Annotated in this window: 13 protein-coding genes; 10 read left to right on the forward strand and 3 right to left on the reverse strand. The window is 62.9% G+C overall.

The genetic code is table 11. The features are described from left to right. Positions 1 to 21: 21 nt before the first annotated feature. Entirely contained in the window at positions 22 to 243 is a 222-nt protein-coding gene (locus BLP10_RS13035) for a heavy-metal-associated domain-containing protein (RefSeq protein ID WP_091135164.1), read from the reverse strand. 158 nt (positions 244 to 401) lie between these two features. Here BLP10_RS13035 and BLP10_RS13040 point away from each other — a divergent pair, with 158 nt between their 5' ends. The 3 genes from BLP10_RS13040 to BLP10_RS13050 all read left to right on the forward strand — a co-directional run bounded on the left by BLP10_RS13040 (position 402) and on the right by BLP10_RS13050 (position 3763). Then, a complete protein-coding gene (locus BLP10_RS13040; protein ID WP_091135166.1) occupies positions 402 to 1742 on the forward strand; it encodes an EAL domain-containing protein in 1341 nt (446 codons plus the stop codon). Positions 1743 to 1864: 122 nt separating this feature from the next. Further along, positions 1865 to 2746: a TIGR01459 family HAD-type hydrolase gene (locus tag BLP10_RS13045; protein ID WP_091135168.1), complete on the forward strand. Its 882-nt coding sequence runs from the start codon at positions 1865 to 1867 to the stop codon at positions 2744 to 2746. Positions 2747 to 2791: 45 nt separating this feature from the next. Then, entirely contained in the window at positions 2792 to 3763 is a 972-nt protein-coding gene (locus BLP10_RS13050; RefSeq protein WP_091135170.1) for a bifunctional riboflavin kinase/FAD synthetase, read from the forward strand. On the opposite strand, the gene msrB is transcribed toward BLP10_RS13050, so the two are convergent. Both msrB and BLP10_RS13060 read right to left on the reverse strand, forming a co-directional pair. Beyond that, entirely contained in the window at positions 3760 to 4263 is a 504-nt protein-coding gene (gene msrB, locus BLP10_RS13055) for a peptide-methionine (R)-S-oxide reductase MsrB (RefSeq protein WP_091135172.1), read from the reverse strand. The genes BLP10_RS13050 and msrB overlap by 4 nt on opposite strands. A 32-nt stretch (positions 4264 to 4295) precedes the next feature. Beyond that, positions 4296 to 5408 (reverse strand): catalase family protein, encoded by a 1113-nt coding sequence (locus BLP10_RS13060; protein WP_091135535.1) that lies wholly within the window; start codon positions 5406 to 5408, stop codon positions 4296 to 4298. Between the two features lie 298 nt (positions 5409 to 5706). On the opposite strand from BLP10_RS13060, the gene ileS reads away from it, so the two are divergent. From ileS to mutL, 7 genes are all read left to right on the forward strand, one after another. Next, entirely contained in the window at positions 5707 to 8655 is a 2949-nt protein-coding gene (gene ileS, locus BLP10_RS13065; RefSeq protein ID WP_091135174.1) for an isoleucine--tRNA ligase, read from the forward strand. 137 nt (positions 8656 to 8792) lie between these two features. Next, positions 8793 to 9260, forward strand: a complete 468-nt coding sequence (lspA, locus tag BLP10_RS13070) for a signal peptidase II (RefSeq protein ID WP_244510534.1) — start codon at positions 8793 to 8795, stop codon at positions 9258 to 9260. 77 nt (positions 9261 to 9337) lie between these two features. Beyond that, complete coding sequence (locus tag BLP10_RS13075; protein ID WP_091135177.1) at positions 9338 to 9976, forward strand: hypothetical protein; 639 nt, start codon at positions 9338 to 9340, stop codon at positions 9974 to 9976. A gap of 216 nt (positions 9977 to 10192) precedes the next feature. Continuing rightward, complete coding sequence (locus BLP10_RS13080; RefSeq protein WP_091135179.1) at positions 10193 to 11524, forward strand: M16 family metallopeptidase; 1332 nt, start codon at positions 10193 to 10195, stop codon at positions 11522 to 11524. A 26-nt stretch (positions 11525 to 11550) separates the two neighbouring features. Beyond that, complete coding sequence (locus BLP10_RS13085; RefSeq protein WP_091135538.1) at positions 11551 to 12828, forward strand: M16 family metallopeptidase; 1278 nt, start codon at positions 11551 to 11553, stop codon at positions 12826 to 12828. Positions 12829 to 12992: 164 nt separating this feature from the next. Next, positions 12993 to 14309 carry a glucose-6-phosphate isomerase gene (locus tag BLP10_RS13090; protein WP_091135181.1) on the forward strand — a complete coding sequence of 439 codons (1317 nt, stop codon included), beginning with the start codon at positions 12993 to 12995 and terminating at the stop codon, positions 14307 to 14309. 209 nt (positions 14310 to 14518) lie between these two features. Further along, positions 14519 to 16366, forward strand: a complete 1848-nt coding sequence (gene mutL / locus BLP10_RS13095; protein WP_091135540.1) for a DNA mismatch repair endonuclease MutL — start codon at positions 14519 to 14521, stop codon at positions 16364 to 16366. Positions 16367 to 16376: the final 10 nt, after the last annotated feature.

Genomic DNA, 16376 nt, shown 5'->3' on the forward strand with positions numbered 1-16376 from the left:
GAGCGTGGCGCAAGCCACGCATCAGCCTGTCATGCCATGAGCTTCATAGCCTGCCGCATCAAGAGCGCGGGCAACTTCGACGCTCTGCGCTTTGGTGACCACGTGGACACGGCCATGTTCCAGATCGACATCAACCTGGGCGCTGGGGTCAAGACGTTGAATCGCCTTGGTGACCGCGTTCACGCAGCCCTGGCAGGTCATGCCGTCCACCTGCATCAGCAGGTCCTTGCGGGGTTCTTCCATCGAGAGGTCCTTTCAATGTTGTGCATTTCCCGCAACAGAGAGCGGGCAAAGTTATCCATTGTTGCAACGCAGCGCTTGTGGGCCGAGGCTCTGTCTGTAAAACAAGATTACATTACTGATTCGCTTAATTTGGCCGAGCCAGGGGAGCGGGGGCACCCATGGTGACCGATAGGGTTCACATCGATAAGGAACTGAGGGCGAAATTGTTCGCTCTTGCGCTTGCAAGCCTTGCCATGACGGGCGCAGCCGTCGGCTTTCTGCCGGCTGACGCTGTGATGCCCCTGGTGATCTTCCTCGGCATTGCGGCCTCCGCAGGTCTCGTGCTGGCTTGGAGGAAGGCCGACGAGGCATCCTCCAACGCTCAGCTGGCGATGGATGAACTGGTCGCCGTGAACGAGCGGCTCGTCGCGCTCGAGCAGCTTCTGCAGGCCAATCCGACCACTACGCCCGCCCTGCGCACCACCATGGCCGAGGTCACGGGAACGGTTGGATTGCTGGGAGGCGTCGTGCGCGAGCTCGCGAAGAACGTCGCCACCCAGAACCGGGACGTGGCCGAGCTGAAAGGCCGTCTGAAATCCGACGATGCCTTGCCTGAAAAAGTCGCTCCCGTCATGCTGCCGCAGACTGCTGTCAGTGCCAGCCGGCCCGCTCCGCAGCCTGCGCCCCGCAAGGCGGAGGAGGAAATCCGCCGCATGCGCTTGATCATGCAGGCCTTCGAGTCCGACAGCATCGAGCTGCATCTGCAGCCCATTGTTTCCCTGCCTCAGCGTAAGATCCGCTTCTACGAGGCCCTGGCCCGCCTGCGCCTTGCGGATGGCACCTTGCTCGGGCCATCGGAATTCCTCGGAGCACTGGAGCGTCTGGGCCGCGCGCCGGAATTCGACCGACGGGTGCTCAACCGCGCCATGGCGGTGGCCTATCACCTCATTACCAAGGGCAGCGAGGCCATTGTCGGCGTGAACCTGACCCCCCATTCCGTTCGCGAGCCTGGCTTCCTTTGGTCGCTCACGGGGCTTGTGGACGCCGCGCCCGAGACGCTCGGAAAGGTCGTGCTCGAATTTCCGCAGGAATGCTGGCGCGAACTCGACGCTGACGGAAAGGAAGCCTTGTCCGTCCTGCGCGACAAGGGCGTGCCGCTCTCCCTCGATACGGCGATCGACCTGCGCTTCGATGCCCGGGAGCTGGCCAATCTGGGCGTGCGCTTCGTGAAGCTGCCGGCCGAGCTTCTTGTGGCTGCCGAGCAGGACGAGCATCACCACCTGAGCCCGGAACTGGGCGTGCGCGATTTCGCCTCTGCCCTGCGTCGCGAAGGCATCAGGCTCGTGGCCGAGCATGTGGAGCGCGAGGAGACGGTGCCGGTTCTGTCCGAAATCGGCGTGCCCCTGGCGCAAGGCTTCGTCTTTGCGGCGCCTCGCGCCGTCAAAGCCGAGGTGCTGGGAACGGCGCCTCCTCAGGCTCCGTCCAAGAACGCTCAGCCTCTCCTGCGGCGTGCTGGCTGAACGGGCCGGTTGACTTAAGGACCGCAAGGGCCTACCCGCCCGGTTCCATACTCGGAGATGGTTGCCGCATGTTTGGGCGGCGAGCCGGATCCACTTTGCCGAAAATGCTCTAGCGAGATCCTATGACAGCCTCCTCCCGTCCCGCTCTCGTCGAGGGCCTGAAACCGCTTGCCGAGAACTACGACCTCATCCTTTGCGATGTCTGGGGCGTGCTGCACAACGGTGTGAAGGCTTATGAAGCGGCGGGCGATGCGCTGACGCGCTTTCGCGAAAAGGGAGGGCGGGTCGTCCTCGTGTCCAACGCGCCGCGCCCCGGCTCCTCGGTAGGCACGCAGCTCGACGGCTTCAAGGTTCCCCGCACAGCCTACGACGCCATCGTTACCTCCGGCGACCTGACCCGGCTTGCCATCGAGGAGCGGATCGACAAGGTAGTGAACCATATCGGCCCGCCGCGGGACATGCCCATCTATAACGGTCTCGATGTGCGCTTCGGCTCCATCGAGGAGGCGGATTACGTGGTCTGCTCGGGCTTCGACGACGATGAGCGCGAGACTGTCGAGAACTATCGCGAACGCCTGGAGGCCATGCGCCGCCGCGACCTGCTGATGGTCTGCGCCAACCCCGATCTCATCGTGGAGCGCGGCCACATGATCCTGCCCTGTGCGGGCACGATTGCCCTCGCTTACGAGGAAATGGGCGGCAAGGTGTTCTATGCGGGCAAGCCTCATGTGCCGGTCTATGAGAAGGCGCTCGCTGTTGCGGCTGAGCTGGTAGGCCACACCATCCCCAAGGAGCGGGTGCTGGCGGTGGGGGACGCGATCCGCACGGATATCGCAGGCGCAGTCGGGTTCGGAATCGATGCTCTCATGATCGCGCGCGGCATCCACGCGGAAGAGCTTGGCCTGCATAAAGGCGATCTCGTCTCCGATCATGTGCAGGATTGGGTCGACCGCCAGCCCGTGACACCGACCGCCATTGCCGACGTGCTGTCCTGGGAGGCGTAACCCGCCTCTCTTGACCCTACGGCCGGTTGAGGTAGAGACCCGCTCATGCCCTCCGACAAGCCCTTTCCCAAGGTCCCGTCATCGTTCGCGGTTTGCCGCGACGGTGAGCCTGTGCCTGGGAACATGAAGGGGGCAGTTGCGGCCATCGGCAATTTCGACGGCGTCCATCGCGGTCATCGCCATCTCATCGACATGGCGCTCAAATCCGGCAAGCCCGCCGCCGTTCTGACCTTCGAGCCGCACCCGCGCAGTTTCTTCCAGCCGGACAAGCCACTGTTCCGCATCACGCCCGAGCCGGTGAAGCTTGAGATATTTGCCCGCCTCGGTCTTGCGGGCACTTTCGTGCGGTGTTTCGATCGAACGCTGGCCGCTCTCGACGCAGAAGCCTTCGTCGGCCTTCTCGCGAAGGACCTCGAACTCTCCGGCGTCGTGATCGGTCACGATTTCCATTTCGGGCGCGGGCGCGAGGGCAATCCGGAACGCATGCGCGAATTGTGTGACAGGTTCGGTCTCAAGTGTCTTATCGCCCCGGCTGTGGTCGAAGGCGCCGAGCCCATCTCATCAAGCGCCATCCGCGTGGCCCTCGAGGCGGGAGACATCGCAGCCGCCAATAAACTGCTCGGCTATCGCTGGTTCGTCCGCGCAGAAGTGCGCCACGGCGACAAGCGCGGGCGCGAACTTGGTTATCCCACCGCCAATATGCGTCTGCCCGACGATTGCCGCCTGCGGCACGGCATCTATGCAGTACGCGCTGCGGTTGACGGCATCCCCGTCGATGGCGTCGCGAGCTTCGGCCGCCGCCCGACCTTCGACAACGGCGCGCCGCTTCTGGAGACGCACCTGTTCGATTTCAAAGGCGACCTCTACGGCAAGACGCTCGATGTGGAGTTCGTCGGCTGGATCCGCGGCGAAGAGCGCTTCGATGGGATCGAGACGCTCATTGCGCAGATGGATCGGGATTCGGATGAGGCCAAGCTGATGTTGAAGGCCGACCGCACCCCGTCGATGATCGCTTAGCCCGCCACTTCACCTTCGGGCGCACCGCGTCCCAGTTCATCCGGCAGGGGGTCGCCTTCCGCCACGAAGCGCATGGAAACCGAGTTCATGCAGTAGCGCTCGCCGGTCGGGGGAGGGCCGTCCGGGAAGACATGGCCGAGATGGCCTTCGCAGCGGGCGCAGCGGATCTCGGTGCGGATCATGCCGTAGCTGGTGTCCCGCACGAAGGCGATGTGATCGCGGTCGATGGGGTCGAAGAAGCTCGGCCAGCCGGTTCCCGATTCGAACTTGGTGCCGGCATGGAACAGGGGCAGGCCGCACAGGCGGCAGCAATAGGTACCCTTCTCCTTAGCGTCGTTGAAGATGCCGCAGAAGGGCCGTTCCGTGCCATGTTCCAGCAGGACGCGGCGCTCCTCGTCATCGAGGTTGTTCACCAAGGCATGGAGCTGCTCGGCAGAGGGCGGCGTCAGGTCGAAGCCGGCGCGGGAGCGCTTCTGTTCGGTGGCGGAAGGATGATCCATTGTGCTTTCCCCTCTTCGAGAGTTGGAAGCCCCTAGGCCGGGACGTCGTCCAGGTTCTCGGGCTCCTTGATGGGATGTCCGTTATGCTCTGCCCTGAAGGCGGCAGAGGCTTGGTAGGCTTTCCGGCGGAGGCGCATGATGATGCCGAGGGGCTGATGGGCGGCAAGTCCGTGCCAGGGGCTGAAGGACAGGCCTTCATCGATGGCGGTGGCCTTGGCGTCGCTCCAGGCCTCCTGGGGAGCAACCGTGATGCGACCAACGGGAATATAGGGAGACTCCTCCTCTGGCCACAAGACGGAGGCGTCCTCGACCGGCATCCGTTCGAGATCGGTGCAGAGCTGCACCCGCAACTCCCACTCGCCTCTGTGGGTGCGGAAGAAATCCACTACGGCCTCGCGCAGGCCATCGGGCTTTCCCGTCAGGTCGAGAGGGGCGTCCTTGAGAGCTTTCAGCTCGGGGCTGACCGGCGCGACGGAGATCTTGGCGATGTAGTCGCCGTAGCGGAGCGGAGCCTGCGAATAAAACGTTTCGCCCAGGATATGCGTCATCGGGTGGCCGCCGAGCGACTTGAGGGCGACGCTCTCACCGCCGAAAGCCTCGATCACGTTTTCCAACCCGCGGGAAAAGGCCGACACGACCTTTTTGGTCCGATCCAGCCGGTCGGTGGTCTTTTCCAGGAGCTTGAGGTTCTGGGCAAAGAGCTTCGGCGTGGCTTGGAATGCCGGACCGTTCACCAATACGAAGTCCTGCGTTCTGCCGCCCTCCGATCCCGGCAACCGCTCGCCATCGACTTCTGCGACCTTGATCGACAGGCCGCGCGGGGTGGACACGCTGTCGTCGAGGATGTCGCCCGGCGTGGTGGAAAGCCTCATGACCACCGGATAGGTGGCCGCTTTCGCGAAAAGGCCTTGAGCCAGGCTGCGAGGCAGATCCGGCAGAACCCGCAACTCCCCCTTCAGGACCCCATGACTCTTGGCATGGACGCTGCGCACCGCACGGCCGTAATCCTCGAACGTCTGTTCCCGAATCTTGCGCATGGAATCGAGGATCTGAGCCGCGATCTCCGCCTCATCGGGATGCGGCGTCTCGACGGAGGGGGCGTAGGGGATCAGAGAGGCGGGAGGCGTGGGGCGGCCTTGAGACACGAGAGGCTCCGTTGAATTTTGTCCTTGAGGGCGACCGGAGGCAAAGCGGAACCGCAGCAATTGTTCCGAACCGGGCAAGCCTTTCGCGTCCCTGCTTTATTATCCGGCTCGGCGCTGCTAAAAGGCTCCCATGCCCATGGTTTTTCAGGCTCCAGCCGCGGCCCGCATCCGCGCGGCGCGAATTATCGGCCCGGCCTTTGCGTAAGCCGCGAAGGTCCGGGATTGCTGCCGTTCGCCCTAAAATGAAGCCTGATTTCTAAGCCCCGCAGCCAGGGGCCGCTTGGAACGATTGACCGTCATGACCGATAAGCCCGAGAGCGCCGCTCGCGACTATTCCGAAACCCTGTTTCTGCCGCAGACCGAATTCCCCATGCGGGCTGGCCTGCCTCAGCGCGAGCCGCAATTCCTGCAGCGCTGGAACGAGATGAAGCTCTACGAGCGTCTTCGCGAGGTTCAGAAGGGACGCGACCGCTTCGTGCTGCACGACGGCCCTCCCTATGCCAACGGCAACATCCATATCGGCCATGCCCTCAATAAGATCCTGAAGGATCTCATCGTCCGCTCGCAGGGCATGCTGGGCTTCGACTCCAACTACGTGCCGGGCTGGGACTGCCACGGCCTTCCCATCGAGTGGAAGATCGAGGAGGAGTATCGCGCCAAGGGCAAGAACAAGGACGAGGTGCCGATCGTCGAGTTCCGCCGCGAGTGCCGTGCCTTCGCGGAGAAGTGGATCGACGTGCAGCGCGAGGAGTTCAAGCGCCTCGGTGTCGGCGGCGACTGGTCGAACCCTTATCTTACCATGAGCTACGACGCGGAAGCACAGATCGCCCGCGAGATCATCAAGTTCGCGGTGAGCGACCAGCTCTATCGCGGCTCGAAGCCGGTGATGTGGTCTTCCGTCGAGAAGACCGCTCTTGCTGAAGCGGAAGTCGAGTATCACGAGAAGACCTCCACCACGATCTGGGTGAAGTTCAGGATCACCAACACCCTGGATGGTGACCTTGACGGCGCATCGGTGGTGATCTGGACGACGACTCCCTGGACGATTCCTGCAAACCGCGCCATCGCCTATGGCGAGAACATCGCCTATGGCCTCTACAAGGTCACCGATGCCGCCGAGGACAACTGGGCAAAGGTCGGCGACCGCCTCGTGCTCGCCGACAAGCTCGCGGAGGACGTATTCAAGGCTTCGCGCGTTGCCGGTTACGAACGTGTGAAGGATGTGCTGCCGGTGATGATCGAGCGCTGCGCGCATCCGTTCCGCGGACTTGAAGGCGCGAATGGCTATTGGGACTTCGCGGTGCCGATGCTGGTCGCCGATTACGTCACCGACGATGCCGGTACGGGCTTCGTGCACACTGCGCCCGGCCACGGTGCGGACGACTACAACACCTACGTGAAGCATCGCGACGTGTTCGCCGCCTGCGGCACGAAGGAGGTGCCGCACACGGTGTCTCCAGACTCGTCCTATTTCCCCGATGTTCCGTTCTTCGCGGGCGAGCGCATCTACGACGACAAGGGCAAGGATGCGGGTGCCAACGAAGCGGTGATCAAGAAGCTCGTCGAAGTCGGCGCGCTGATCGCGCGCGGTCGTCTGAAGCACCAGTATCCGCATTCCTGGCGCTCGAAGGGGCCGCTCATCTTCCGCAACACGCCGCAATGGTTCATCTCGATGGACAAGCCGCTCGACGGCAAGGGCGACACGCTGCGTCAGCGCGCGCTCAACGCCATCGAGAAGACGGAGTGGGTGCCTGAATCCGGCGAGAACCGCATCAACGGCATGATCGCCAACCGTCCCGACTGGGTCGTCTCGCGTCAGCGCGCCTGGGGCGTGCCGATTGCCGTCTTCGTGAAGAAGGGCACCAACGAGATCCTCAAGGACGAGAAGGTCAACGAGGCCATCGCCGACGCTTTCGAGAAGGAAGGCGCGGACGCATGGTATGCGGATGACGGTTCGCGCTTCCTCAAAGCCGGCGGCTATGACCTGAACGACTACGAGAAGGTGAACGACATTCTCGACGTGTGGTTCGATTCCGGATGCACGCACGCCTTCGCGCTCGAGAAGCGTCCCGACCTGCAGGTAAAGCGTAAAGTGGACGGCGGTCCCGATCAGGTCATGTATCTCGAGGGCTCGGACCAGCACCGCGGCTGGTTCCATTCCTCGCTGCTGGAGAGCTGCGGCACGCGCGGACGCGCGCCCTACGACATCGTCGTCACGCACGGTTTCACGCTCGATGAGCAGGGCCGCAAGATGTCGAAGTCCCTCGGCAACACGGTCGCGCCGCAATCCGTCATCAAGGAATATGGTGCGGACATCCTGCGTCTGTGGACGGCTTCCGTCGATTACTGGGACGATCAGCGCATCGGTCCCGAAATCATCAAGACCACGGCGGAAACCTATCGCAAGCTGCGTAACACGATCCGCTGGATGCTGGGCTCGCTTGCGCATTTCCGTGACACCGACAAGGTCGAAGTCAGCGCGATGCCGGAGCTGGAGCGCTTCGTGCTGCACCGCCTCGTCGAACTCGACGGTGAGATGCGCGAGGCCTACAGCACTTACGACTACAAGCGTGTGGTAGCCCTGCTGAACTCGTTCATGACCACGGACCTGTCCGCGTTCTATTTCGACATTCGCAAGGACACGCTTTATTGCGATCCGATCTCGAGCGTTGCCCGCAAGAGCGCGCTGACCGTGATCGATCAGACGTTCCGCTGCGTGGCGACCTGGATCGCGCCGATCCTGGCCTTCACCGCCGAGGAAGCCTGGCTCGAGCGCTATCCGAATGCGGAATCGGTGCATCTCGAAACCTTCCCCAAGGTGCCCAGCGAGTGGCGTAACGATGCGCTGGCCGAGCGTTGGGCCAAGGTGCGCCGCGTTCGCCGCGTCGTCACGGGCGCGCTGGAGATCGAGCGTGCGCAGAAGCGCATCGGTGCAAGCCTCGAGGCGGCGCCCGTCGTGCACATTGCCGACGAGGGACTCTTCCAGGCCGTTCAGGGCCTCGACATGGCCGAGATCTGCATCACCTCCGCCATTCAGGTCGTGAAGGGCGAGGGGGCTGAGAATGCCTTCCGTCTCGAAGATGTGAAGGGCGTCGCCGTAGTGCCGCAACTGGCTAAGGGCCGCAAATGTGCCCGCTCCTGGAAGGTCACGCCTGACGTGGGCAGCGATCCGGAATATCCGGATGTGACGCCCCGCGATGCGGCGGCTCTGCGTGAATGGGACAGGTTGAAGGCGGCTGCGGAATGATCAAAGGCGAAGGCTCCCAGGCGCCGGTTCCCGACGCGAATGTCCCGAACACCGCTCCGCAGCGCTCCCGCGCTGCGGGCAAGCCCCGTGGCGCGAGGAAGGCAAAGGCGGCTCAAGGAAGCCTTTCCGTTGCTGCGATCCTTGGCTTCTCGGCGGCCTTGATCACCCTGATCCTCGATCAGGCGACCAAGATCTATACCCTGTTCGTGTACGATCTGCCCCTGAAGGAGCCGGTAGAGTTCGCCCCCTTCATCAACCTGATCGTGGTCTGGAACCGGGGCATTTCCTATGGCCTCTTCCAGCAGGACGGGGATCTAGGGCGATGGGTGCTCATCATCGTCTCCATCCTGGCGGCGATCGGATTATCCATTTGGATCCGCCGGACTAGGGCCAAGCTCCTTGCCTTGTCCTTGGGGCTGATCGTGGGCGGGGCCATCGGCAATGTCATCGACCGGCTGGCCTATGGGGCTGTATTCGATTTCATCCAGTTCCAGGTGGGAGACTGGTCCTGGTACGTGTTCAACGTGGCGGATGCCGCCATCGTTGCGGGTGTGGTTGGATTGCTTTATGACTCCTTTGTCCTGGAGCCGCGGCGAGGCCGCTAATCCTCAAGCTGCCTTATGTTCGCCCTAAAGAGCGATCAGGCGTTCCAGGCATAATGAGAAACAATGGTGGGTGTGCCATGAAGGGAATGAAGATCTTTGGCCTTGCGGGTGCTTTCGCGCTCGCGCTCGGCGCCTCGGCTGCCTCGGCCCAGGAAGGCGAACTCTTTAAGAACCTGCTTGGCAATATTGGTATTATTCCCAAAGACAAAGAGCCGATCATCTATAACGAGCGCGCACCCCTGGTGCTGCCGCCGAAGATGGATCTCCCGGCTCCGGCAGCCCCCAACGGTGCTGAGGCGAATAACACCAACTGGCCCAAGGACCCTGACCTAGCCGCGCGCCGCAAGGCTGCCGCCGAGGCTCGGACGCCTGTTACAGCTACCGATTTCTACAAGAACAGCGAAGGCAAGCGTCTCTCGATCGAGGAGATCCGGGCTGGCCGCAATCCGAACCAGCGTGCCGGTCTTCCGGAGCCTTCGGGCGGCTGGTCGAACGAGAACAGCCGCATGACCCCGGACGAGCTGCGCTCCTTCTCCACAGAGAAGAAGGCTGAGCTGTCCGGTGACGGAATCGAGCGCCGCTACTTGAGCGATCCGCCGCAAAATCTCCTGAAGGCAGCTCCCGGTGCTGCTCTCAAGGCCTCTGCCGATCCTGTTCCTATGGGCGATCCCGACAGCCCGCAGGCCTTTATCGCACAGCAGAACCGCAGGCGATAAAGCACTGCCAAATCCTTCCTCCTTCAGGCGAACGGGCACCCCCGCTTCGCCTGAAAACGTTCTGGGGCCTCGCAAAGCCAAGCCTGTTCACCCCTTCAGGCGCAAACCATGTCGCACCTCGAAGGCATCCTGCCTCGCTTGCTTGCTCCCCCGATTGGACTATTCCCGTAGGGATTATCCTACGAAACGATTTGATGCGTTTAAGGTTGAACCGACATGAAGACTGCCTCCAAGCCCATTCTCAGAGCCGATGCCTCATCCTTCGGGCACACGGAAGGCAGCGGTCCGAACTTGTCCTCGTTTACTCTCGACAACGGTCTCGATGTTGTGGTGATCCCCGATCATCGCGCTCCCGTCGTCACGCACATGGTGTGGTATCGCAACGGCTCGGCTGATGATCCGATCGGCCAGTCCGGCATCGCGCATTTTCTCGAGCATCTGATGTTCAAGGGCACGGAGAAACATCCGGCTGGCGAATTCTCAAAAGTCGTGTCCGGGCTTGGCGGTCAGGAGAATGCCTTCACGTCCTTCGACTATACGGCTTACTTTCAGCGCGTGACGCGCGAGAACCTGAAGGTCATGATGGAGTTCGAAGCGGACCGCATGACCAATCTTCTGCTGGAAGAATCCGTCATCGCTCCTGAGCGCGATGTTGTGCTCGAAGAGCGCCGCATGCGTGTGGAAACCGATCCTTCCGCTCAGCTTTCCGAAGCCATGGCCGCGTCTCTCTTCGTGCATCATCCCTATGGCATTCCGATCATCGGCTGGATGCATGAGATCGAGACTCTCAACCGCGATCATGCGCTTGATTACTACAAGCGTTTCTACACCCCTGAGAACGGCATCCTCGTCGTCGCAGGCGACGTGACCGCCGACGAGGTGCGCCGTCTGGCCGACACGACCTATGGCCGGATCGCCCCGCAGGGCAAGCGCCCGTTGCGCGTGCGTCCGCGTGAGCCCGAGCCTGTGGCTGCGCGCCATATCACGGTGGCCGATCCGAAGGTCGAGCAACCGACGATGCAGCGGCTCTATCTCGTGCCGTCTTGCCGCACAGCTTCCGAGCGCGACTGCTATGCGCTCGAGCTTCTTGCCGAAGTGATCGGCGGCGGCCCGACATCGTATCTCTATCGTAAGCTCGTGATGGAGCGCGGCATCGCGGTGAATGCCGGCGCGTGGTACATGTCGTCCGCCATGGAAGACACGCGCTTCTGCGTCTATGCGGTTCCGGCCGAGGGCGTCTCATTGTCCGCGCTCGAAGAGGCCGTGGATCAGGTGCTCAAGACAATTCCGGCCGAGGCGCTCGATCTCGAATCCATTGAGCGCGCCAAGACGCGCCTCGTAGCTGAGACGATTTATTCCACCGACAGCCAATCGTCGCTCGCTCGTATCTACGGTTCCGCTCTCGCCATCGGCGAGACGATCGAAGACGTGCGCCGCTGGCCGGTGGAAATCGAGACTGTGCTCAAGGAGGATCTCGCCTCCGCCGCCGAGTGCTATCTCGTCGCCCGCCGCTCCGTGACGGGCTATCTGCAGAAGTCGGCATCCTGACCGCCTGCATGGAATCTGAGGTAAAGATGACCGCTTCCGTAGAAACCCTGTCCTCATCCCCGACCACCGTGAAGGCTCTGACCTCCGCGAGCGGTGTCGAGGCATGGCATGTTGAATCCGATGTGGTGCCGCTGATCGCGGTCTCCTTCATTTTTGAAGGCGGATCGGCGCATGATCCTGCGGACAAGCCCGGCGTCGCGCAGATGCTGGCGCGCCTGCTCGACGAGGGTGCAGGCGAATATGATTCCGATGCCTTCCAGGAGCGTCTGGCCGGACGTGCCATCGAACTGTCCTTCAATGCAGGCAACGATGCAATCGGCGGTTCGCTGAAGACGCTCGTCAAGCATGCGGATGAGGCCTTCGACCTGCTACGCCTGGCGCTCGTCGAGCCGCGCTTCGATCAGGATGCCATCGAGCGCGTGCGTGCGCAGACCATTGCGGGATTGCGCTATCAGCAGAACGATCCGGGCGTGATGGCCACGCGTCGCTTCTTCGAGGAAGGGTTTGCCGGGCATGCTTATGGCCTTCCGACTTCGGGCACGCCGGAAAGCGTCGCCGCGATCACGCGCGACGATCTCATCGCCATGCATCGCGCGATGATCGCGCGTGGCCGTGTGAAAATCGCAGTCGTCGGCGCGATCTCTTCCGAAAATCTGTCGGTGCTGCTCGATAAGGTTTTCGGCTCGCTTCCCGAAGCGAAGGCGCTCTCCGTCATAGAGCCGACCGGTTTGCAGAAGATCGGCTCGCGCATCGTCGTCGATCTCGACGTGCCGCAATCGGTCATCCGCTTCGGCACGCCGGGTATCGCATGGCGCGACCCCGGCTTCATCCCGGCCTATGTGCTCAACCACATCTATGGCGGCGGCTCCTTCACCTCGCGCCTTTTCCAGGAAGTGCGCGAGAAGCGCGGCCTGGCCTACAGCGTGGGAACATCGCTCGTAAGCTATCGCGCGGCTTCGATGACCTGGGGTTACACCGCCACCAAGAATGAGCGCGTGGTGGAATGCCTCGATGTGATCGCGAGTGAGATGATGCGCCTCAAGGAAGAGGGGCCCTCCGACGAGGAGCTGCAGAAGGCGAAGGATTACCTCACCGGCTCCTATGCGCTTGGCTTCGACACCTCGACCAAGATCGCCCACACCCTCGCGCAGATTGCCTTCGAAGGGCTCGGCATCGACTATATCGGCCGCCGCAATGCCCTGGTCGCATCCGTTACGCAGGCTGATATCCGCAAGGCCGCCGAGCGCATCTTCGGTGACGGCAAGATGCTCACCGTGATCGCAGGGCGTCCGACGGGGCTCTGAGCCTGCGAACTCAGACTTGAACGGCGAAAGGGGGCGAAGGCCCCCTTTTTCTTATCATTTTTTGATAAGTGTCAGTCACTTATCGGCATCCCCTAGCCGCCACCCTATCTCTGCCCTAAAGTTCCGCTTCCCTTTCTTGAACGAGAACAAGTCGGAGTACCCGCATGGCCCTGCAGCAATCGATCGATCTGGCCCTGGAGACCACCATTGGGGAGGGCGGTCTTTCGCAAGGTGCGTTCGAGGTGGCCCTCGAGGCTGTGGGCAAGGCCATGGAGCGACTGGCGCAGGATGATGCTTCGGGACGGCTGCCGCTGCTGCACATGCCGCGTACGAGCGACGATCTCGCTGCGGTGAAGGAAGCTGCCGCCTGGCTCCGGATGGATGCGACGGATGTGGTGTTCCTCGGCACCGGCGGATCGAGCCTGGGCGGTCAGACGCTGGCCCAGCTGAAGGATTATGCTGTGCCGGGCGTCGGCCGCTTCACCGAAAGCCCGCGCGTTCACTTCCTCGACAATCTCGACCCCATCACCTTCGATCATCTGCTGCACAAGCTGCCGCTGTCCTCGACGCGTTTCGTAGCGATCTCGAAATCCGGCGGCACAGGCGAGACTCTGATGCAGACCATCGCGGTGCTCTCCGCCCTCGAGAAGGCGGGCTTGAAAGCCATGCCGAAGGACATGTTCCTCGGCCTGTCGGAGCCGCGCAAGGAGGGTGGCAAGAACGCTCTGCGCGATCTTCTGGAACCCGAGGGCGTGCGCTTCTTGGAGCACCACACGGGGATCGGCGGGCGCTATTCCGTGCTGACCAATGTGGGGCTGCTGCCCGCTGCCGTGCTGGGGCTCGACGTCTCCGCCATCCGCCAGGGCGCGGCTGAAGCCTATGAGCCGTTCCGCAATGGCAGTGCCGCCAAGGATGCGCCGGCGGCGCTTGGCGCTGCGCTCAATGTAGCGGCTGCAAAGGAAGGCAAGGGCATTGCCGTCACCATGGCCTATGCCGACCGTCTTGAGCGCTTCACCCGCTGGTGGGTGCAGCTCTGGGCTGAAAGCATCGGCAAGGACGGCAACGGCACCCAGCCTGTGGCCGCGATTGGTCCGGTCGACCAGCACAGCCAGCTCCAGCTCTATCTCGCCGGGCCGAACGACAAACTGTTTACCGTCATGACGACCGGCGTGGCCGGACAGGGCCCGCTGATGGACGAAAAGCTCTCCAAGCGTGCGGGCGAGCCGGGCTTCGGCGGCAAGCGCATCGGCGATCTTGTGGCGGCCCAAGGGCGCGCCACGGCCGATACCTTGGCCAAGAACAGCCGTCCGACGCGGCGCATCCACATCGAAAAGCTCGACGAGCGCGCCGTGGGCGAGTTGCTGATGCATTTCATGCTGGAGACGATCCTGACCGGCTACGCGCTCGGCGTCGATCCGTTCGATCAGCCCGCCGTGGAGGAGGGCAAGATCCTCGCCAAGCAATATCTGGCGCAGGGGTAAGAACATCCCCGCCTTCCTCCCCGGGCCTGCTGCGGGGGGCACGGCCTTCAGCGCCGTAAGACCTGCATGGCCGGGACATGCCCGGCCATGATCAGGAACATCATGTTCTCACCTTGCGAATCGGCAGGGGAATAACGTCGCGGCTTCTGGCATCGGCGGCGTTCAATCCCTATCTTCTTGCTTCCGAATCCCTAGACCAGAAGCGTCTCATGTTCGTTCGCCGCCTCGATCCCATCCTCGTCGACCGCATCGCTGCGGGCGAGGTTGTCGAGCGTCCTGCGGCGGCCGTGAAGGAGCTGGTTGAAAACGCCATCGATGCAGGTGCTGGCTCGGTCGAGATCACTGTAGAGGCTGGCGGCCGCCGTCTTATCCGCATCGTCGACGATGGACAGGGGATGACCCCCGAGGACTTGGAACTCGCCGTCGAGCGCCATGCCACCTCCAAAATCCCCGACGGTGATCTGTTCTCTATCAATACTCTGGGCTTTCGGGGCGAGGCGCTGCCCTCCATCGGTGCGGTGGCGCGCCTTGCCATTACGACACGGATCAAGGATGCCGAGACGGGCTCCATGATCGTGGTGGAAGCTGGCGTGAAGCATCCCGTGCGTCCCGCTTCAGCGCCGAAAGGCACGCGCGTGGAAGTGACGGATCTCTTCGCCGCCACGCCCGCACGCCTGAAGTTCCTGAAGAGCGACCGCTCCGAGGCGCAGGCCGTGGCGGAGATTGTCAAACGCCTCGCCATTGCGCATCCGACTGTGCGCTTCACCCTCTCGGGTGAGCACATCACGTCCTTCACCTATCCGCCGGAGGAGCCCGGCAAACATGGATTCCTGCGTCGCCTGTCCTGCGTGCTCGGCTCCGACTTTCATGAGAATGCCATGTCCATCGGCGTCGAGCGCGAGAACGTTCGGCTGACCGGCTTTGCGAGCTTGCCGACCTATCATCGCGGCACCTCTACGGCGATCCATTTCGTGGTGAACGGAAGGCCTGTGCGCGACAAGCTGCTGCTCGGTGCGGTGCGCGGCGCTTACGCCGATGTGATGGCTTCGGACCGCCATCCTGTTCTGGCGATGATGATCGATCTCGATCCGCGCGCGGTGGACGTGAACGTTCATCCGGCAAAGACCGAAGTACGCTTCCGCGACCCCGCCTTCGTGCGCGGCTTCGTAGTCGCCGCAATCAAGGAAGCGATCAATCGCTTCGGCATGCGCGCCTCCTCGACAGTGGGCGCGCGCACACTGGAGAGCCTGCGTCCGCAGGGGGCGCTGCCGTCGCGTCCCGCTTACGGACATCACCGTCCTTCCATCGTTCGTCCGGCGAGCGGTTTCGCCAATTGGCAGGCACCGCTCGATCCTCCTTCGCAAGGCTATGCATCCGGTTTGTCCGAAGCACAGGTCAGTCTGCATGATCTTGCAGCGCCGTCCGCCGACAGCCGCGCCACGTTGACCGAGATTGAGCCGGAGATGGAGGCCTCGCCTCTCGGCGCTGCGCGTGCGCAAGTGCATGGCACCTACATCGTGGCGCAGACGCAGGACGGCATCGTCATCGTCGATCAGCATGCCGCGCATGAGCGCCTGGTCTATGAGCGCCTGAAACGCGAGCGCGCATCCTCGGGCATCGCTCGTCAATTGCTGCTGATCCCCGAGGTGGTCGATCTCGATCCTGTGGATGCGGACCGCGTGCTCGCTGAGGCTTCAACACTGGAAGGACTTGGGCTTGCCGTGGAGCCTTTCGGTCATGGTGCGCTGCTGGTGCGCGAAGTGCCATCCGCGCTGGCCGGAGGGAGCATCAAGGCGCTCGTGCAGGATGTGGCCGATGCTCTTGCCGAATGGGGGCAGGGTGCCGCCAATCCGCTGGAGGAACGCCTCGACGCCGTTCTCTCACGCATGTCCTGCCACGGTTCCATCCGTGCTGGACGCCGCATGCGCCCGGAAGAGATGAATGCGCTGCTGCGCGAGATGGAGGCAACGCCTCTTTCCGGTCAATGCAACCATGGGCGCCCCACTTACGTGGAGCTGAAGCTCAGCGACATCGAGCGCCTATTCGGGCGGCGATAAGCCGACTGCC

Source organism: Microvirga guangxiensis (genome assembly GCF_900102135.1).
Taxonomy (GTDB): Bacteria; Pseudomonadota; Alphaproteobacteria; order Rhizobiales; family Beijerinckiaceae; genus Microvirga; species Microvirga guangxiensis.